The sequence below is a fragment of the Tardiphaga sp. 285_C5_N1_2 genome (genome assembly GCF_052076065.1).
GTDB lineage: Bacteria > Pseudomonadota > Alphaproteobacteria > Rhizobiales > Xanthobacteraceae > Tardiphaga > Tardiphaga robiniae.
Window position 1 is genome coordinate 3,817,239 of the sequence record NZ_CP197241.1, and the last position, 19,258, is coordinate 3,836,496.

General features: G+C 60.9%; 16 protein-coding genes and 1 pseudogene. 2 read left to right on the forward strand and 15 right to left on the reverse strand.

Annotated features, from left to right (window positions below):
- The 15 genes and pseudogenes from AB7951_RS18120 to AB7951_RS18190 all read right to left on the reverse strand — a co-directional run bounded on the left by AB7951_RS18120 (position 1) and on the right by AB7951_RS18190 (position 16,458).
- The gene (locus AB7951_RS18120; RefSeq protein ID WP_441255983.1) at positions 1-933 is read right to left on the reverse strand and encodes a glycosyltransferase; all 933 of its coding nucleotides are present in this window, start codon (positions 931-933) and stop codon (positions 1-3) included.
- Positions 930-1,856, reverse strand: coding sequence for an NAD-dependent epimerase/dehydratase family protein (locus tag AB7951_RS18125; RefSeq protein WP_441255984.1), 927 nt, complete (start codon positions 1,854-1,856; stop codon positions 930-932). The genes AB7951_RS18120 and AB7951_RS18125 overlap by 4 nt, the downstream gene beginning before the upstream one ends.
- A gap of 46 nt (positions 1,857-1,902) precedes the next feature.
- Positions 1,903-3,762 carry an asparagine synthase (glutamine-hydrolyzing) gene (asnB, locus tag AB7951_RS18130; protein WP_441255986.1) on the reverse strand — a complete coding sequence of 620 codons (1,860 nt, stop codon included), beginning with the start codon at positions 3,760-3,762 and terminating at the stop codon, positions 1,903-1,905.
- 32 nt (positions 3,763-3,794) lie between these two features.
- Positions 3,795-4,955: a glycosyltransferase gene (locus AB7951_RS18135; RefSeq protein WP_441255987.1), complete on the reverse strand. Its 1,161-nt coding sequence runs from the start codon at positions 4,953-4,955 to the stop codon at positions 3,795-3,797.
- A 135-nt stretch (positions 4,956-5,090) separates the two neighbouring features.
- Complete coding sequence (locus AB7951_RS18140) at positions 5,091-6,236, reverse strand: glycosyltransferase (RefSeq protein ID WP_441255988.1); 1,146 nt, start codon at positions 6,234-6,236, stop codon at positions 5,091-5,093.
- Positions 6,233-8,023, reverse strand: coding sequence for a glycosyltransferase (locus tag AB7951_RS18145; RefSeq protein ID WP_441256122.1), 1,791 nt, complete (start codon positions 8,021-8,023; stop codon positions 6,233-6,235). Before AB7951_RS18145 ends, AB7951_RS18140 begins: the two co-directional genes overlap by 4 nt.
- Positions 8,024-8,389: 366 nt before the next feature.
- Positions 8,390-9,040: pseudogene (locus AB7951_RS18150) on the reverse strand (class I SAM-dependent methyltransferase); the annotation flags it as partial.
- Complete coding sequence (locus AB7951_RS18155; RefSeq protein WP_441255989.1) at positions 9,009-10,004, reverse strand: methyltransferase domain-containing protein; 996 nt, start codon at positions 10,002-10,004, stop codon at positions 9,009-9,011. The pseudogene AB7951_RS18150 and the gene AB7951_RS18155, both read right to left, overlap by 32 nt.
- Positions 10,005-10,006: 2 nt before the next feature.
- A complete protein-coding gene (locus AB7951_RS18160; RefSeq protein WP_441255990.1) occupies positions 10,007-10,855 on the reverse strand; it encodes a methyltransferase domain-containing protein in 849 nt (282 codons plus the stop codon).
- 98 nt (positions 10,856-10,953) lie between these two features.
- Entirely contained in the window at positions 10,954-12,324 is a 1,371-nt protein-coding gene (locus AB7951_RS18165) for an ATP-binding cassette domain-containing protein (protein WP_441255991.1), read from the reverse strand.
- Positions 12,321-13,196, reverse strand: a complete 876-nt coding sequence (locus AB7951_RS18170; protein ID WP_441255992.1) for an ABC transporter permease — start codon at positions 13,194-13,196, stop codon at positions 12,321-12,323. Before AB7951_RS18170 ends, AB7951_RS18165 begins: the two co-directional genes overlap by 4 nt.
- On the reverse strand, positions 13,196-14,053 hold the full coding sequence (locus tag AB7951_RS18175; protein WP_441255993.1) for a methyltransferase domain-containing protein: 858 nt from the start codon (positions 14,051-14,053) through the stop codon (positions 13,196-13,198). Before AB7951_RS18175 ends, AB7951_RS18170 begins: the two co-directional genes overlap by 1 nt.
- A gap of 212 nt (positions 14,054-14,265) precedes the next feature.
- Positions 14,266-14,811: a DapH/DapD/GlmU-related protein gene (locus AB7951_RS18180; protein ID WP_441255994.1), complete on the reverse strand. Its 546-nt coding sequence runs from the start codon at positions 14,809-14,811 to the stop codon at positions 14,266-14,268.
- A gap of 77 nt (positions 14,812-14,888) precedes the next feature.
- The gene (locus AB7951_RS18185) at positions 14,889-15,506 is read right to left on the reverse strand and encodes an acyltransferase (protein WP_439093830.1); all 618 of its coding nucleotides are present in this window, start codon (positions 15,504-15,506) and stop codon (positions 14,889-14,891) included.
- Positions 15,493-16,458 (reverse strand): glycosyltransferase, encoded by a 966-nt coding sequence (locus tag AB7951_RS18190; protein WP_441255995.1) that lies wholly within the window; start codon positions 16,456-16,458, stop codon positions 15,493-15,495. Before AB7951_RS18190 ends, AB7951_RS18185 begins: the two co-directional genes overlap by 14 nt.
- A gap of 534 nt (positions 16,459-16,992) precedes the next feature.
- On the opposite strand from AB7951_RS18190, the gene AB7951_RS18195 reads away from it, so the two are divergent.
- The gene (locus tag AB7951_RS18195) at positions 16,993-18,186 is read left to right on the forward strand and encodes a CaiB/BaiF CoA transferase family protein (protein ID WP_439093832.1); all 1,194 of its coding nucleotides are present in this window, start codon (positions 16,993-16,995) and stop codon (positions 18,184-18,186) included.
- Between the two features lie 121 nt (positions 18,187-18,307).
- Complete coding sequence (locus tag AB7951_RS18200; RefSeq protein ID WP_441255996.1) at positions 18,308-19,237, forward strand: glycosyltransferase; 930 nt, start codon at positions 18,308-18,310, stop codon at positions 19,235-19,237.
- Positions 19,238-19,258 lie beyond the last annotated feature (21 nt).

Genomic DNA, 19,258 nt, shown 5'->3' on the forward strand with positions numbered 1-19,258 from the left:
TCATCTTGTCAACTTATCTCGCAATTCACGAGCGAACCGCTTGTCCGCTTGCTGGTGGGCCAGGAGAAAAAAGCCATGCGACGCCAAACGCTGGAAGTAGTTCCCACTTTGTGCACGGTTTTGCAATCGTAAAAGTCGCATCTCGCCAGCCCCGTCAGCGACGAAACTTGCCTGGGTTTTTTGTGCGGCATGGGCGCGGAACAACGCAAACAGCCATGGCAAATGACGAAAGACAGCCTGGTGCTGGAGAAATCGCAGCAATAAGTCCCAGTCTAGCGCAAAGGTTGCGTTCTCGTCGAAACGGGCGCCGCAACGCTCCCAGATCCTGCGACGCCAGAACATCGTTTCCTGTGGAACATAGTCGATTTGTGGCAGTACCTGCGCATCATGCCGCGGCAGGATCCAGCGGCCGATCTCGCGCGAATGGTCGTCGATCACCAATCGATTGCCGTAGACCACATCCACAGAAGGATGGTCCCGGAAGAAGCGACCGATCCGATGCAGTGTTCCCGGTACATACATGTCGTCGGAGTTCAAATAGGCCAGAACCTCGGCGGAAGTGCGGGCGAAACCGCGATTGAGCGCATCCGACTGTCCGCGGTCGGGCTCGACCACGACGGTTACGCCACGGTCGGCAAAATCCGCGAGCACCTCCAGCGAGCCGTCCGTCGAGCCTGCGTCCTGGACGATGTATTCCAGGTGCGGGTAGCCCTGCGACAGCACGCTTTCCATTGTCGCTCCGACATACGCGGCCTGGTTGAAGGAGGGCGTCACGATTGCAATGGAGGGCAGATTTTGGTCCAACCCGGGGGCTGCAATCGAGGGCACGGATAGGGCTCTCGGCGGGTACTGAAACAACCGGCCCAGCCGAATGCCGAATGCCCGGCGCAAGGCCGTCCCGAGACCAAGGGCGGAGAGCCATGCGCGGATCACCGCGCGCGCTCCGCAAGATACCAGGCAACGTAGCGGCGCAAGCCCTCACGCCAACTGGTGGACGGCGCCCATCCCGATTGCAACGCACGCGTCATGTCGGCTTGATAATCCCGAGGATCGCCGGCGCGCGTGGCACCTACAAAACGCGGCTTTTCATCGACGCCGAGCAAAATCGCGAGCTCGTTAAGGATCGCTGCGACCGTAACGGCCTCACCTGTACCACCATTCATGGTCGGGCATTCGGGCGATGCCACCTCGCCTGCGCGGATCAGCAGAGCAGCAGCATCGTCGACATGCAGCCAGTCGCGTGTCTCGTCACCGGTGCCAAAGAACTCCCGCTCGCCGGCGAGAATCTTGCCGCAGGCGTCCCATAGGAGCTGCTTGCGAAAGCCCTCTCCATAAATCGAGAACAAGCGCACGATGGAGACCCGAAGGCCGAACATCACGCCATGGGCGCGGATCAATTCCTCGGCTATCTTCTTGTGGAAGCCGTAGGGCGAGACCGGGCATAGCGGCCCGTCTTCCTTCGTCGGCAGCCGCTCGGCATGACCATAAACCGCCGCACTCGACGGGTAGACCAGCGCCGCTGCCGGGCAATCGGCACGCATATATTCGAGCAGCACGGCCGTTGACCCGACCGTACGCTGAAAATCGGCTAACGGGTCGACGAGTGACGTGCCAACGGATCCGCTGCCGGCACAGTGCACAATCAGGTCTGGCTTTAGCGCAAGCGCGCGCAACGCTGGCAGATCCACAGTGCCGGCGTGCCAGCGGCGCAGGCCGGCGGTGGCGGCGCCTTCGGCCCACTCGCCATGGCCAAGGCCGTGCACCTGCCAGCCGAAGGACGACAGCGCCTGCGCCACATGCCGACCTATAGAGCCCCGCGCTCCGGTCACGAGCGCCACCTGGTTGCTGTTGGTCACGATTGCCTTTCACAATGAGGAGTTGGTGGGCCGAGGCTGCCCTGAATTACACGCGTGCGTGTTCACGCTTCGACGGCGCACCGACGGTCAGCTCTTCACCTTCGATGTGCCGGCGGGACCAGCACTCGAGCAGTACCAGCTTATAGAGGAAGAACTGGTCATAGCCGCCCAGCCCGCCGTCTGCCACCTCTGGCCGGATCAGCCCCTGACGAACCAGCGCCCCGTCGGCTAGAAGCGGCAGATAGCGCTGCACAATCCCACTCATCCATTTGCCGATCGGCGGCGTAAATCCTTGCTTCTTGCGCGACAGAACATCCGCAGGCAGCGCGTCCCGCAGTGCCTCGACGAGCAGATGCTTGTGCGGCTGGTGCCAGTCGGCAAGGCCGGAATTGCGCATGCCGGTCACCCGTTCCACGAGCTGGACGTCGAGCAATGGCAGTCGCCCCTCGACGGAATGCGCCATCGTCATGCGATCGATGAGAGTCAGGCAGTTCGAGCGCAACCACGTCCGGTTCAGCAATTCCGTCGTGGCGAGATGCAGCGGCAACGACTTGTCGAGACGCGTTTCGCTGAGCCACAAGTCATGCGGCAGGGCCTGGCGCGCAGCCTCGGGCATAATGCGACGCGAATTCGCGTCGCCATTGCGGAGATCGGGATGCACCCCGAAGAACTCCATCGTGGTCGTCGCCTTATGGCCAAGCAGGCGATGCCACCAGGACTGGCGCACGGGCTTACCCGCCTGCAGCGCCTCATTGCGCGTCATGGCTTCGCGTACCCACTGATAGCCCCAGAAGAATTCGTCCCCGCCGAGGCCGGACAGAAGCACCGGATAGCCGGCGGCGCGCGCGGCTTCCGCCACCGAGTAATAACCGAAGGCCGCGATATCGCCGATGGGCGTGTCCATAGCGCTGATCAGTTGCGGGAAGCGGTCGACGACGTCGGCCGTGCGCAGTTCCACCTCGGTGAAGCCAATGCCCAACTCATGGGCCAGCGTCTGGGCAAAGTTGCGCTCGTCGCTCTCGGGCCTGCCTTCATAGCCAATCGTAAATGCATGGATCTGGCCGGGAAAATGCTTCGCAGTCAGCGCAGCCACCAGACTAGAATCGATACCGCCCGACAATGCAACGGCCACTGGCACGTCCGCCGTGCCCATGAGCCGGCAAGCGTCGTCGAGAATTTCCTCGGTGGTGCGCACCGGCTCTGATGGATCCTCACGGATGTCCAAAAGATTCCAGTAGGGAACCGGGCGGGCGTCGAGTGCGGCAGGCGCCAATTCGAGATAATGACCAGCCGGAAGCTGCTCCAAACCGATCAGCGGTGTGACCGGCTCGGGCACATATTGGAATGTTAGGAAAAGATTGAAGGCCTCGGGCGACAAGCGCAGCGGCCGCGGCATGACCTGAGAGACGGCAGCGAGTTCACTGGCAAACCAGAGCCGGCTGCCATCGGGCGAGCGATGCAGGAACAGCGGCTTTTCGCCGAGACGATCGCGGGCGAGAAGCAACTTGTTGGAGCGGCCATCCCAAAGTGCGAAGGCGAACATGCCGCGCAGACGTGCAAGGCAGTCGTTGCCCCACTCCTCATACGCATGCACGATGGTTTCGACGTCGCTCATCGACGAAAATCGATGGCCAAGCGACTTCAGTTCGTCGCGCAGTGCCGCATGGTTGTAAATTTCACCATTGCAAACGATCGCGATATTGCCGTCCTCGTTGAACAGCGGCTGTCGGCCGCCAGCCAGATCGATGATCGACAGGCGCCGCATTGCCAGCATGGCATGATCGGCCTGGAAGTCACCGTCGGAATCGGGGCCGCGGTGCAACAGGCGCGCATTGATTGCACGCACCGCAGCGATATCGTTCGCCGACAATATATCCGACGAAATGAGGCCGCTAATGCCGCACATGGTTGCGCTCTCCGTTGCCTGCAACTAGCCGATCAGGCCACCGACTGCACCAGCGCAACGAAGGCGCGTGCCCGTTCCAGCCGCCGGTCAACAAGGCGCGCGGCGGCTTGCTCTTCCTGCACGAGGTCAGGTCCCGATGCAAGCTTCGGCCATACATCCGCGAGGGCCGAGGCCAGTCCAGCGGGATCGGAAACCGGGAAGATGCAGCTGATCGGATAATCCGCAAGCTGCTCAACATGCACGGGAATATCAGACGCGATTACCGGTCTCCCAAGTGCCCTCGCATCCTCGATCACCGTGCTCCAGCCCTCGAAACGAGACGGCTGTACAACCGCTGCCGCCATCCGAAACAGTTCGACCTGCTCGGCGCGTGACACCAGCCCTAGGAAACAGATTTGCTCGTCCAGTTCCCACTGTTCGACCAGCCGCCGCAGCGCCGGCACGTGGTCGGGGGCGCGCCGGTCCTCCATCAATCCCGTGCAGACCACGGGAATCACGAGACCTCGCTGACGAAGCAGGTGGAGCGCCTCAAACAACGTCGCATGGTCCTTGTGCCGCCAGAAATGGTTCGCGACATAAAGGAATTTTTCCGAAAGCTGGTGCCGCGCGCGCGCCAGTTGGCCCTGTTCTGCCGAGCCTGCCACCAGGGTACTGCAGAAGGTCCAGACAACGGGCCGGACGGTGGCGTCCGGAAAATATGTCCGGAAGTCGTCCAAAGCAGCGTGGCTGGACAGCAGGAGAGTTCCGCGCGTGCGGGCGATGGCAGCCATAGCTTCCTTGCGCACCCGGCGCTCATCTGCGTCGAACAGATCCGGCAGCCGCAACGGCTGGAAATCCGGAATCCAATAAAGGTTGCGGCGGCTCGGCAGAGACGCATCGAATACGGGAAAAAATACCTCGTCGCGATCGCCCGGCAACAGCCTGGTCAGCGCTGGCGCACGGCGCAAAACCGCGCGCTGGAGCCTCCGCGCACGAGCCAAAAGACGCGAGGAGCCTTTGATTGTCTGCGCGACGGGAAAGGCCCGCAGGCGCTGCGCCAGTGGCGTCGTCGGGTCGGACAAGAAGCGCATTGCAACTTCGGGCCTCTCGTCTTGGGGCAAGGCCGAAAGCGCGGAGAGTAGGTTCTCGATATAGATCGAGCCACCCAGCCAGCGGGCGTCCTCGAACATTTCGATCGCGATACGAATGGACACTGCAAAGACCGCGCGGAAGATTGAACGATGCTGCACAGGAGCCTGGCCCTGCAGGCCATAAGCTACGCGCGTGGAGCCGTAGCATAGCTCCTAGAGATCTTTTATTCCACCAGCACGCGGCAGCGCTGTGGCACGTCACGGGCTATCGCGGCTGTCCTTCATGTCGATCGTCTCCCTTGCGATCGACATGAAAGTGCGAGCGGCCTCCAAAACCAGTTCGTCGAGTTCTTCGGCGGCTCGGCGCTCGGCGGCATGATCAGGGCCTGGGGTAAGCCCATCCCACGCATCACCGAGCAGGCGTGCGAGTGCGGCATCATCGGCGGGGTCGAAATAGGTGCAGCGGGGCGGAGCCTGTTCGCGGTGCACCGGGATACCTGAGAGAAAGATTGGGCGCCCGATTCCGCGTACATCCTCGACGACAGTGCTCCAGCCCTCGAACAGCGACGGCTGAATGACAGCCGCGGCATGGCGGAGCACGTCCAGTTGCTCGCTACGGTCGATGAGACCTAGCAAATGGAGCTGCGGCACAATCCCGCTCTCCCGGGCGAGCGTCTCAAGCAGGCCGAAATGCGCCTCATTGCGCCGATCCGCGGTCGCACCGGTACATACCAACGGGATCTCCGGGCCGCCCTCGGCGCGCAGCCTCGCAAGCGCGCGGAATACCATCACGTGATTCTTGTGCACCCAGAACTGATTGGGCAGGTACAGAAATTTTTCCGGCAACCCATATTTGCGCAACGTCGCAGGATTGGCCGGCGCCGTCGTGTCAACTAGCGACCGGAACCGCCAGACACGCGGACGCGCATGGTGGCCCGGGAAAAATCGCGCAAAGTCCTGCGCTGCGGTCTCGCTGCTCAGCACGAACGGACCGGGCCGCGCCGCGATGGCACCGATGGCCTGGTCGCGGGCGGCAATCTCCGCCTCTCCGAACAGATGCGGGAGATGGCGGTGCTGAAAGTCCGGAACCCAGCGCAGCGTGACGGCTCCAGGAACGGTCGCGCCGAAACCGGGATAGACGAGATCAACAGGCTGTTCACCGCGCGACTGCGGCATCAAGCGTGACAGGATACGGCCCAGCATCCCCCCCGCGGCGGGGACGCTGGCGCCGATCTCAGCGGCGACGCGATCAACCGCGCTGGAAGGCCCAATCAGGCGCAATTCGGGCCGCTCACCGGCGGGAAGCCGCGACAGACAGATTGCGAGATTGCGCAGATAAAGGACACCGCCCATCCAGGCAGGATCGTCGATCAGTTCGAGCGCGATGACGGGGGAACCAATCACGATGGCCCTCCAATCGACGCGCGCGCACGTCGCCATGCAAGCGTGTTGGAGATCTTGCGGAAAGGATTCCAGGCCATCCGCCGAAGGCGCGCAAGCTTCCTCGCCTGTGGGTGATTGCCGAACATCACCTTCTGGAACGCGAACCAGTCGCCGCACTGGAGCCGGCGGAGCGTTCCATCCGACACCAGTTTTCCGGAATCGAGCCCGGCAAGCAGCACCATCTCCTCGCTGATCGGTCCAGGGGCAAGGAGCAGGTAGGAGGGCCCCCGGAGGAATGCCGGGAACTCGGCGGGAAAGCACAGCACATCCCAACCATGGCGATCAATTGCACTCTGCAGACCGCGAAGTTTGTACCATTGGCCTCGAGCTATCATCATGATCCGGCCAGGCAACCGTACGATCCAGAGCAAGGGTAGAAATATCGGCCGCAACTGGCTCCGCAACGCGAAATCGAAAAACACACGACGTGCCAGCCTTCGCTTAATCCAACCACGCAACTTATCGGGCGCGTGACGGTTCACGAAGCGCCAGTGGTCGCGGACGTTGTTCATCGATCGGCGCGAGAAAGCCTCCCGCCACAACTGCCGAAGGCTGGAACGGCCGCCCGAGGGCATGATGCCGGTCTCTTCGACATGCGCAAGAATCTTCGTCTCACAACACACCCCGAGCCTGAAGCCCGCGCGTTTCAGGCGGGTAAAGAATTCGTAGTCCGCGAGATAGTGCGGCAGCAGCTCCGCGTCCACGTTGCCGGCGGCACGGATCATATGCAGCGGCACTAGGCTGCCGCGGCCCGGCAACACATCGACGTCGCCGACGAAACGGTCGCCGGCATCGATGGAATTTTTTACGGGAAACGCATAGTTCTGCCAGTCGACATATTCGCCCGCGTCCAGAATTCGATCGGGGTCGCGGCTATCGACGATCAATCCACAGACGGCCGCATCGAACTCGCGCGAGGCCATCACAAGTTGTTCGACATAGTCGCCAACAAGCTCGGTGTCGTTGTTGAGCATCAGCACATAGCCATCAGTGCCGGTGTTGCTTTCGAGGACATACGCGATCCCCATCTGCATGGAGCCGGTCCACCAGAGCTCGGTGTCGGTCGTCAGGACCGTGACGTCCGGAAAATCCGTGCGGATCGCCGCCACAGTCCCGTCAGTCGAGCCGCCGTCGGCGACAATGATGTGGAGCGGCGCGTAGGTCTGCGACTTGAGATCGGTGATACAAGAGCGTGTGAAGTGCAGTCGGTTAAAAACCGGAATGACCACGTGGACGGGCGCATGCGGGGCCTTCGATGGTCCCTCCCCGAGATTCCAGATGCGGCGTCGACGGACCTCGAAGGATGCACCGAGCAGGCTCCGATCGTCGCCGGTCTGCTTGATCTCGACGCAGAACGTATGGCCAGGCGCGATCGAGTGCAGATCGACCGACACCTCCGCCCAGCCAACCGGAGGGACAGCCTCGCTCTGCACCGGCACGCCGTTGAGCAAGATACGGATGGTTTCGACGGCGGAGCCTTGAGGCCGCGCGACTTCGAAGGTGAGCTTGCCCGGAATGGTCGGGGCTGTGAGAAACCATCGCCCGCGATGATAGGCCGATCGTGCGTGACGGTGCGCCTGCGGTCGACGCCAGCCGTTCAGGAGCTCGAACTTGCTTGCCCGCTTGCCCGGAAACGGCAGATCGACGAGGTCGGGCGACAACAATGGCGTAAGCCGGCTAAGCGCGGTAGCGGCCGAGTCCATCCAGGATATGTAATCCCGGGCCGAGACGATGCCCGCCGTCTGCACGCGCGGAGCTCCGGACCACTCCTTCTTCAGGAAAGCTTTTATCGCGATGGAGCCACCCCTGGCACCGAGGCGAGCCACATCGCGCGGGTAATCCCATCGCGTCAATTCAGTCGACGTGCCACCATCGAGACCGCCGTAGAGCACATGCGTGTGAAGCTCGACATCGACCTCATCGAGATGCGCAGCAAACGACGAAACAAAATCCGAAAAACGCGGCACGCATTCGTTCACGCCAAGCAGGACCGCGGTGTCAGCGTCGAAAATGTCGAGCTCTGCCTCAGGTGGCGAGTCCGAGGGGCGAAACGAGTCGCAGGTGGTGATGAGGACACCGCCCCGCCGCAACACCCGCAAGGCCTCGGAGATCGCAGCGGGAATATCCCGCATGTGACGCAGCGCCGCGTTGCAAAAGACGAAGTCAAAGCTGCGCTCTTTGAAGGGCAAACAATGCGAGAACCCGCCGATCCACCTGATGTGGGGAAAATTCTTCCGGCCGGATTCCGCAAGCAGCGGCGAGAATTCGAGCGCGGTGACATGCGCCCCGCGAAGCGCGAGCCGATGACTGTCAAAACCAAGACCCGCGCCAAGGTCGAGAACAGCCTTGCCTGCAAGATCGAGTTTCTCCGCCAGCGTTTCTATCTCCAGCCACTCGCCGTAACGATTCTGGAAATATGGCGCATGGCCTTCCGGCACTTCGTCGAGAAAGCGCTCTTTGTCGACGGCCGCATGATAGCGTGATAGGCGAAGGTTCCATTCTTCGACCACGCCCGGCGTGACACCGAAACTGCCGCGATTCACCGCATTCGCAGCAATCTCGATCAGGCCCAAGACATCGTCCGCTTCAAAGTCGCCGAAGAACGGAACGCCCAAGGCATCACGATACTGCGCGTGACACATGTCGCAAGCATATGCGCCCGCTGCAGACGGCGATATCGGACCGCCTGAACACTTAACGCATCTCAGATCGCCGGTGCGCAAGCCGTCCATGTTACCGCTCTGAACTGTCGTAGATGCCGCCATCCTTATCGATGACCATGAACTCTATGCGATCGGTCCAATGATAGGACGTGAAAAAAAGGTCGCGGTTGCGCTCGAAGAAACTCTGAAACTGGTTCGAATACTCGCTGTGAAGCGCGTTGAAGAACTCGTTGCCAAGTTCGCGGCGCTCCCGCTCGTTCCATTCGGTCAACAACAGCGTCGGCCCCTGCCTGACACTATGCCAGCGATGGTGGTCCTTAATACGGGTGAAGTTGAACATGACGTCGGAGAGGCGCGTCGGTACTTCGAGGTAACCTCGTTTGGCTACGCGCATCAGTTCGCGCATCGCCTTCCCCGGATTGTCGAGATGTTCGATGACGTGCGAGCAAAATACGAAATCGTACTCCTTGTCCTTGAACGGCAGGTTCTCGATATCGACCTCGAAGAAGGTCCGACCGTCGCGCACCATCGCTTCCACACGATGCGTGGTGTGATCGGGAAACTTGTCGGCGAGGTGGTTGGCGCGGCGAAACGGCCAGCCGCCCGAACCGACATCCAGGACGAGGTCGCCTTCGCGGATGTCGAATTCCATCACCTCGTTCTGATAGGTCCAGGTACTCATGACAGGCGCGGTGCGACGCTCCAGTGCGGGTACAAGTCCCCAGCTATCGCTTGGCAGCTGATCGATCAGCAACTGCCGGGCCGCAAGCCGTAGCGCGTCGCTGCTCTCCGGAGATTGATCGGGAGTGGCGAGGCGCTGCCATGACGGCAGCAGTTGCTGCACACGTGCAGCGCCGTTGCCTTCAGACGCGATCCGGTCGATCAGTGCGCTTGCCATCCTGACCTCGACGTCGCCGCTTTCGGCGCCGCCGAGCAGAATACGCGTAAAATCCGCAACCATGGCGCGGCGACCGCGGATTTCTCCCCTGTCCACAACAGCACCGTCCTGCAGCCAGGCCGCCGCTCGAATGCGAACCCGTCGTAGCTTCTCCGCGAGCCGTCCCATGACTAGACGCCCTCCGCTGGAACCTGGATTGTCGCCATCAATTCTCCCGTCACCGGCAGCGGCGTGACCTGTGGCGCCCATTCGGCGAGAAGCGTGGCAAATGTCTCGACGTTCCAAAACCAGTTATGTCCCAGAAACTGGTCGAGTGTTCCGTCCGGTACCACAATGGCGACAAGCCCCCCAGGTTTGCAAATGCGCACGAGCTCCGCCACCACGCTCTGCGGATACTCCAGGTGCTCCAGCACATCGGTGCACGAGACGAGGTCAAACGAGGCCGTCTGAAACGGCAGTGTGCGATCGATGACGAACTGCTGGAACGCCCCGTCCGGATAGGTGCGCTGCGCGTTCTCGACGGCCTTGCCTGAAAAGTCTAGACCCGACACCCGGACGCCCGGTCGTCGCCGTCGAATCTCTCCCAAGAGATCCCCGACCCCGCAACCGATGTCGACGATATTGGCATCAGCAGCGATACGGTGTTCGATACGGTCGACAATTTCGACCTTCAGCTTCTCCCGTGCACTGTCGCCTTCGAGCCGATACACATGCAAATTGTCGGCCTCTCCCCACAACAGGTCATAGCCTTCCGAACTGTTGTCTTCGGTGATCCAGCCGACGCCAAGCTCCATCCGGCGTTCCTGGCCCGGCAGCAGCACCGCACGATATCGATTTTTGGGTACCAGAAGGAATTGGTCGGCAGGCCCGAACACGTGGGTGCCCTTCGGCACGTAGTCGTATTCTCCTTTCGGGATGTGATCCCAGCCGTTTTCCGAATAGGGAATGCGGGGACGTTCCGGCTCCGGTCCGCTCAACAATCCCGCCAATTTCTTTGCTAGTCGACGGATCAATGCCACCGTAGCTGCTCCTTGTCACACATAGAGGCAAAAGCCACGGCTATCCTCGGCGTTGTCACTGCGTATCGCCGCGTTAATCGGGGGGGCAGCGAGCATTGTCAGGCAACCGGTGCCCCAACGACATTCCCGGACGCTACAGCCTCCAGTGCAAAGTCGCTGTTGATGAACATGATCGCATTGTTGTCCGAATACAGGAATTTATCGGACGGATGCAGCACCACCATACGCGCTGCACCGAACCAATAAAAGAGATGAACACCGACCGTCTTGCGCGATATTCCCATATTGAACGTGTATGCGCCGGGCCGGAAGTTGGGATCCTTCATGACGACCTTGAGCGAATATCGTCCGGCGTCGACACGCTTCCATTCCAGCCCTTGCTCATAATTATCGACGGTCACGATAAAACGGTAATGCACCGCATCAATCGTGAATCTGATCAGCAGGTCTTCCTGCGCCTCCTTCAGCTCCACGTCCGCAGTAATGAGGATCGGCTCGCCGAAGCCGAATTCCTCCTTTGGCTGCTCTGTGCCGACATCGCGCAACACCACATTGGTGCAAATGGCGTCGCCGGTACCGCCCTTGTTGTGGCCGTAGGAATTCGGAATGACCTCCCCGGTGGTTGCGCCGGCCTCGTTATCCGCCTCGACTTTCTCGGCATGCGTGCCGGCGGCGATCTCGAATTGCGCTGCCGACGTTTTGGCATTGCGCGAATTCTGATCGTCGTAAGCACGGATCACGTCTTCGACAGGCCCCTCGACGAGCACCTTGCCCCTGTCCATGAAGAGGCCGCGATCGCAAACGGACCATATCGCACCGGGAGAATGCGAGACCAGGATGATCGCTGCACCGTCGCGCTTCAGACGCAGAATATGATCGTAGCACTTCTTCTGAAAATTCATGTCGCCGACGGCCAGCACTTCGTCCATCAGCAGCACGTCGGGACGGCTGAGCGCCGCGATCGCAAAGCCGAGGCGGACATACATGCCGCTTGAATAGTTCTTTACCGGCAGATCGATGAATTGGCCGAGCTCCGCAAAAGCAACGATCTCGTCCATCAGGCCATCGATTTCGATGGTCGACAGGCCGAGCAACGCACCATTGACGTAAACATTCTCGCGGCCGGTCAGCATCGGGGCAAAGCCAGCCCCGGCGGCGATCAGCGCGCCGACCCGCCCCTTCATCTGAACCATGCCACGATCAGGCGCATACACGCCGTTGAGAATTCTCAGCAGCGTCGTCTTGCCGCTGCCGTTCACACCCATGATCCCAAGCGCCTGCCCGCCGCGCAATTCGAAGCTGGCGTCGTTCACGGCCCAGAATTCGCCTTCACGTAGCGTTTCGCTATTGGAGCGGCCGAGCAGCCGCGCGCCGATGTCGCGCAGGCCATAATTCATCGACTGACGGAGCGTCAGGCCAAACTTCTTCGACACTCCTTCGGCGCGGATAGCCCAATCGTTGGTTGTCACAGGCGCTCCGAAACTTTGTCCTTGATGATATAGAAAGCGTGGATGCCAACCCAGAACACCACCAGGGAGAATATCGTCGCAAGCGTGAAGCCCAGCGGATTCGGCACCCGACCGAGCACAAACAGCGAGCGCGGCGTATCGACGAGATAGGTCAGCGGATTCCAGCGGACGATGAACTGCAGCACCGGGTGCTCGAACTTGGTCTCGTAGATCACCGGGGTGACATACATTGCGAGGTTGATCACGGTCGTGGCCATTCCGGTGACGTCGCGCGCCACGGCGCCCACAACGGACAAGATCAGACCCATTCCAACGCCCAACAGGATGATCGGGATTATCGCGAGGGGATAAAGAACCGCCCAAGCCGACGGCAGCATGCGAACCGTCATCATGACGATCGCCAGCACGACGAAGCCCACGAGGACCGAGTAAGACAACGGCGCCAGCCCGGTGACGGCAAGGCCGATCTTCGGGATGTTCGTGCGCATGACCAGATCGGTATTGCCGATCAGGCCATTCGCTACATTGCCCATCGCGGTCATGAAGATCGCCCACAACGACGTGCCGATGAACACAAAAACCGGATACGGATAACCGATGTCGCCCGGATTCAAGATGCCGGTCGACTGCATGAAGACGAAACTGGCAATGCCGATCAGGGGGACCAGCACGATCCAGAGATAGCCGAGCAGCTTCTGCCGGAAACCGACGACGAAGTCGCGTCTGAACAGATGCCACACCACGTGGCGCGACCAATACAGTTCGCTGAAAGCCAGACGCAGAGATGTCAGTGGGCTGAGCGACGGACCCATCGCGGTGTAAGTCCGCACCATGGTCGGCGACCGGAGATCGCCCTGAAGGTTGCTTGCCATCAGATGCCCCCGTCTTTGGGCCGGACCGCCAGGAAGGAATAAAGACGCCCCGGCGTATTGTCGCGCGCATTGATCGCCGCAACGAGACGGTTGAACAAAAATCTGCCGAACGGATTTCGACGATCGAACAGCGCGTTCGTCAGGGGCCGGCCGATCCGGTCCGCGACGGGACGCGTACAATGCACGAACTGTTGGTCGATCGTCATCGGGAAATAGTTGATCGGCGAATCAAGTGGCGCCATCACGCTGTCGACCCGCAGCCCTGCGCCCTGCATGGCATCGAGATATTCGGGGAGAAGAAAAGCATTCTCGCCGCCGTAAAACTTGTGAAGCGCATGCTGTTGCAGGAAGGCATCCAGATCGGCACGACGTGTCAGCACATGCTCACGCGTGGCGACCATCACGCCGCCCGGTTTGAGCACGCGGAATATCTCGCGACATGTCTGCTGCAGATCGCGGGCGTGGTGCAGAACCTGCCGGCAGTTGACCACGTCAAACGTCGCGTCGGCGAATGGCAGTCTCTCCGAATACTCCGCAGCGATTTCGATCGGGTAGCCGGTCGCCTGCGAGAGCATCCGAATTGCGCCTGCGCCGACCAGGTTGCTTGGATCCGGCTCGAGCGCGGTGACCTGCCAGCCATCCCGGGCCAGGGCATAGCTGCTGATGCCACGCCCCGCGCCCATATCAAGCGCGCGCCCTGACGCCGGCGGCAGCAGCGCAGCAATGGCCTTCCACTCTTCACTGTTCCAGAAGCGCTCGGCGGCTTCGCCGAGCGGATCGTCGAAATAACAGGCGCGGACCAAAACCTGCTGTTCAGGCTGACCGCGCAGCCACTCGACAGCTTCTTCCCAGGTCATCTGACTCACCATTACCGAAGTGTCCCATGTCGACATCGCCGACGATCGTCGTCACACCGTCAGCGCGACGGAGCATCCAAGCTTTGCCGCAGGCGACTTCTACCGAGCGCGCCAATTAACTCAAAGTCGCACAGGCCACAATCGCGATGCGGCCCCGAAACATATCAAGAACCCGCGTGATGAGAACGATGTCCCGAGGGGGCGCCGACTGCCTATCGGAGTTCCTTGATCGGACGGGCTGGATTTCCTGCGACGAGGGTCCAGGGCGCTACATCTTTCGTGACAACGGATCCCGCAGCGACCACGACCCCCTCACCGATGGTGACGCCCTTTAACACAGTTGCGTTCATGCCGATCCAGGACTTTGACCCGATCGAGATCGGAGCCATCTCGACGACGCTCCAATCCTTTGAGCGGCTAGCATCGGCCAGTCCACCCGACAAGAGGCCGGCACGCCAATCCGCCACATCCTGGCTGCGGCGACGCCAATCCAGCGAATGGGAATCATGATCCACGATCGTGCACCCCCAGGACACCAGGACATCGTCGCCGATGCTGACGCCTGTCGCACAGATGATCGTCGAGGAACCGAGATAGCTGCGCTCGCCAATGGACACGTTGCCGACGTCCCTCTCGAGCACAATCCGGCAACCGATCACCGATTGCTTGCCAAAAGAAACCCGCTCCTTGGCACTGCCAGAGCGGCAATCGATGACCGCACCTTCCAGCAGCGGAGCATCCGAGTCGGCCGAGATCATTGAAGCGGTCGCCACGCGAGCAATCGCATCGCGCCGGCGTAGAACGGCATCCCTGCCGCGAATGAGAAAGCGCCTGATCATTTCAATGGGACAATCTGAGGTGTGATGTTACAGCGATAAACGACACCCGGCGGCACATCGTCAACCACCGTCGCGCCCGCAGCGATGATGCTGCCAGCGCCAATTCTCACGCCGCGTAGGATTGTCACGCCGAAGCTGATCCAGACGTCATCCTCGATAATCACCGGCGCCGAGTGGATACCAGGCAACTCATCCGCAGATGTCGGATGACCACGGGTGATCATGGTATGGAAGTGCTCATGCCGCTCAACCGCATTGGCGGAATGCGCCGTCCCGTCATGGATATTCACATTGTGCGAAATCAAAACACGATTGCCGATCTCGATGGAATCCATCGACCAGATCTCCGACCTGACACCTATGTAGCACCACTCTCCGATGCGGATTTTACCGCCATGTGCATAGGTCAACAGACGCCCGCGTATATAGCTGCTGCGTCCAATTTCGATATTGGCCCGATCTTCCGTCAGGTTTTCAACACTGCCCTCGGGCAGCACTGTCGCCCCCGGATGAAGGATGAAATTCGTGACGGGCGACGAGGAAACGCGCTCGCGCTCGAAAGCGCGCGCGAGTCGAGAAACGACGCCACGCTTCACGCGATCAACGAAACGCATACGCGAGCCTTGCTTTGAATCGTCCCAGCTGGGAACGCCACCCCGATCTTGTCTGCGGGTTTGCCGGTGCAACCGCAGCCGTACCGGCGACGAAGGCTTCGAGCTGCTCCAGATGCTCTTGCTCAAACGAAACCTTTTCCGGAAACCGCGGCGGCTGCTGCATGCGCCAGGCATCCGGATCGATACCTGCCTGCCCCGTGAAATCTGCATCGCCACAATGGACACCGGATCCATCGAACCCCCCGTTCCATACCAGTGTCTGCGCGGGATAAACCACCAGTCCGCGGCGGCGAGAAACTGCATACCACCACAAAATACCCCAGGAATCGTTGCGGCCGGCAAGACGATCGTCCAGCATGCCGTTATAGAAGCCTGGACCGGCAAGATCGAACAACTGCTTCCATTCAGCGTCGCGCCGAGCCTCATCCAGCGCATGCGGCTGCCAGGCGAAAGCCTCCCAGGCGCGTTTCCAGGTCGCCCAACCCCAAGTCGTCGTCACCGGCAGTAGAAATGCATCCGTCGACAGATTCTTCGGCGGGCTCAGCGTATAACCGCCAACCTGCATGACTGCCGCATCGTCCGCGTATCGATCGAGCGCGGAAATCATGAAGTCGAGAAAGTCCGAACCGAGAACGAGATCGTCCTCGATGACAATGACGTGCCCATAGCGCTCGCAAAGCGCCGTTGCGCCGGCGTGTATCGAGCGGGCAAGACCCAGATTCACGTCGCGCTCAACCAGTTCGGCGTCGAGACGCGAAGCCCAGTCACGCAGCACAGCACGCGTGGCCTCAATCTGCGCTCGTGACGCCTCACTTGCCTCAGTCTTGGGCCCATCGGCGAATAGGAACAGATCGCATTCGTCGAAGCGTCGGCATGCCGCGAGTGACCGCAACGCACGATCTGCATGCTCCGGTCGGTTGTAGGCAAAAAATGCGATGGGAGTACGATTCATTGCTCGTTCGGTATGATTTATGAGCATGCTGCAGCGGTTCTAGCGTGCTCCCACAACACACGCGAGGAAAAACAGCCGCTGATACAGAAGTTTAGGGCACGCAACGTGCGATCGCTGCACCGCCTCCGATTTCATATCAACGCCACCAACCGCATCCTCGAAACAAACGCCCCCATCGAGACACCTTGCATTCTAAGTATTCTCATCGCCAATAATGCGAAAAGTCGCTCCGATGCGCGACGCGGTGATAAACGGTCTGGTTTGGGCGCCATCAACTCGTTTCCGGCCTTTTACAGGGTCGTTACCATACTCGCAAGCTTCGCGAGGGCGACCGACCGTAATCATAACCGGTTAGACTCATTGTTGAATTTCGCTCCGACCGATTCCGCCGCAATCCCAGAACCTGCGCGTGAGTGGTGCAACGCAATCATGGAACTATTGGCGAGATCCCAGATTTGCAGGATCGCACGAGTACAGACATTATCACCACAATGGTTCTCGTGCGCCCATGCCGTGCGAGTCGGAGCCCTCTGAATGCCCTTCCCGCGCGCCTCGCAGGCCCTCTCACGGTTTACCGTTCTCGACCTCACCCGGATCCGTTCGGGCCCGACAGCGGTGCGGCAGTTCGCGGACTGGGGCGCCAATGTCATCAAGATCGACGCGCTGAGCGATGACGCGGGTTCCGAGCAGCCCGGCGGCCCCCGGCAGGGCTCGGACTTCCAGAACCTGCACCGCAACAAGCGGGCCATGACCTTGAACCTGAAGGACCCGCGCGGTCTCGCCGTGTTCAAGCGTCTGGTCGAGAAAGCCGATGTGGTGGTCGAGAATTTCCGCCCGGATGTTAAGGCCCGGCTTGGCATCGATTATGAGAGCCTGAAGGCGATCAATCCGGGCATCGTCTACGGCAGCATTTCCGGCTTCGGCCAGGATGGCCCCTACCACAAGCGGCCGGGCTTCGATCAGATCGCCCAGGGCATGGGCGGCCTGATGTCCATTACAGGCGCCCCCGGCGAGGGCCCGATGCGGGTCGGGATTCCCGTGGCCGATCTCACCGCCGGGCTGTTCTGCGCGCTGGGCGTGCTTACAGCCCTACTGGAACGCGATGTGTCCGGTCAGGGCCAGTGGGTTCAGACCTCGCTGCTGCAAGCGCAGATCTTCATGCTGGATTTCCAGGCCGCGCGCTGGCTGATGGAACAGGACGTGCCCAAGCAGGCCGGCAACAACCACCCGACCAGCATTCCCACCGGCGTGTTCAAGACCTCCGACGGCTACATCAACATCGCCACCACCGGCGGCAAGATCTGGGAGCGCTGCGCGCAGGCGATCGGCGCCCCTGATTTGATCACCCATCCCGATTACGCCACCGGCCCTGCCCGCTCGAAGAACCGCGACGCGCTCAACGCCGCAATCAGCGCCTGCACCGCAAAGCGCACCACCGAGGAATGGGTCAACGACCTCAATGCCGCCGGCGTGCCCTGCGGTCCGATCTACTCCGTCGACCAGATGTTCGAGGACGCGCAGGTCAAGCACCTTGGCCTCGCGCAGGACGTCCCCAACGACCAGAACCGCAAGATCACGCTGGTCGGTCAGCCCTTCACGCTGTCGCGCACGCCGAGCCACATGGCCGCTCGGCCACCAGAAGTCGGCGAGCAGACGGAGGAGCTACTCGCCGAGTTTGGCTTCGGCGCCGAAGAGATCGCCGAATTGCGACGAGGCAAGGTGGTCTGAGGCCGCGAGCTGTCAAATACTGTGAAAATTAACGCCATAGGCTGCATTAATCGGGAGCACATATTCGTCCGGTGCAGTCGATCGGAGATCGTGCTGCGCCTCGAACCAGCCGGAAAGCTCCATGACCGCACCGCACCGCGTGGCTATCCTGATCCCCTGCTTCAATGAAGAGGTCGCAGTCGCGACGGTCGTGAACGATTTCCGCAGGGCGCTGCCCGCCGCCACGATTTATGTTTACGATAACAACTCGACAGATCGCACACGCGAAGTCGCGTCGCAGGCGGGCGCGGTTGTTCGCAGCGAGCCCCGTCAAGGCAAGGGTCATGTCGTCCGCCGCATGTTCGGTGACGTCGATGCTGATATCTATGTTCTTGTAGATGGTGACGCGACCTACGACGCGACATCCGCACCAGCTATGATCGAAGCGCTGTTAAACGATCGCCTCGACATGGTCGTGGGCCGCCGCATCGAGCAGCAGGTTGCCGCCTATCGCCTTGGCCACCGTACCGGTAACTCACTGCTCACCGGCTTTCTGTCAATGACGTTCGGTCAGAACTTCAAAGATGTGCTGTCAGGCTATCGCGTATTCTCGAGACGCTTCGTCAAATCCTTCCCGGTGCTGTCCGATGGTTTCGAGATCGAGACCGAACTGAGCGTTCATGCGCTGCAGCTCGCGCTACCGGTCGCTGAAATCGAGACGCCGTATTTCGCGCGGCCGCAGGGCTCCATCAGCAAGCTCAGCACTTGGAAGGACGGCTTCCGGATCCTCGGCACCATCATGAAGCTCTATCGTTCGGAAAAGCCGCTGCGCTTCTTCGGCACAATTGGCCTGTTTTTCGGCATTGTCTCCATCGGCCTCGCGATTCCCATCACCGTCACTTATCTGGAAACAGGGTTGGTGCCTCGGCTACCCACCGCTGTGCTCTCGACCGGCCTGATGATCGTCGGTGTGCTCTCATTTTCGTCAGGCCTCGTGCTCGACACGGTCACCCGCGGACGCCGCGAGATAAAGCTGCTGGCATATCTGGCGCAGCCGTCACCGCCGGATTAGGCCTCCATCCAGCCAGGCGCG

Excerpts from the sequence above, each read along its gene's own strand:
- asnB (WP_441255986.1), bottom strand. The coding sequence starts at position 3,762 with ATGTGCGGCATTAGCGGCCTCATTTCGTCGGATATATTGTCGGCGAAC.
- AB7951_RS18155 (WP_441255989.1), bottom strand. The coding sequence starts at position 10,004 with ATGGGACGGCTCGCGGAGAAGCTACGACGGGTTCGCATTCGAGCGGCG.
- AB7951_RS18170 (WP_441255992.1), bottom strand. The coding sequence starts at position 13,196 with ATGGCAAGCAACCTTCAGGGCGATCTCCGGTCGCCGACCATGGTGCGG.
- AB7951_RS18175 (WP_441255993.1), bottom strand. The coding sequence starts at position 14,053 with ATGACCTGGGAAGAAGCTGTCGAGTGGCTGCGCGGTCAGCCTGAACAG.
- AB7951_RS18180 (WP_441255994.1), bottom strand. The coding sequence starts at position 14,811 with ATGATCTCGGCCGACTCGGATGCTCCGCTGCTGGAAGGTGCGGTCATC.
- AB7951_RS18185 (WP_439093830.1), bottom strand. The coding sequence starts at position 15,506 with ATGCGTTTCGTTGATCGCGTGAAGCGTGGCGTCGTTTCTCGACTCGCG.
- AB7951_RS18190 (WP_441255995.1), bottom strand. The coding sequence starts at position 16,458 with ATGAATCGTACTCCCATCGCATTTTTTGCCTACAACCGACCGGAGCAT.
- AB7951_RS18195 (WP_439093832.1), top strand. The coding sequence starts at position 16,993 with ATGCCCTTCCCGCGCGCCTCGCAGGCCCTCTCACGGTTTACCGTTCTC.
- AB7951_RS18200 (WP_441255996.1), top strand. The coding sequence starts at position 18,308 with ATGACCGCACCGCACCGCGTGGCTATCCTGATCCCCTGCTTCAATGAA.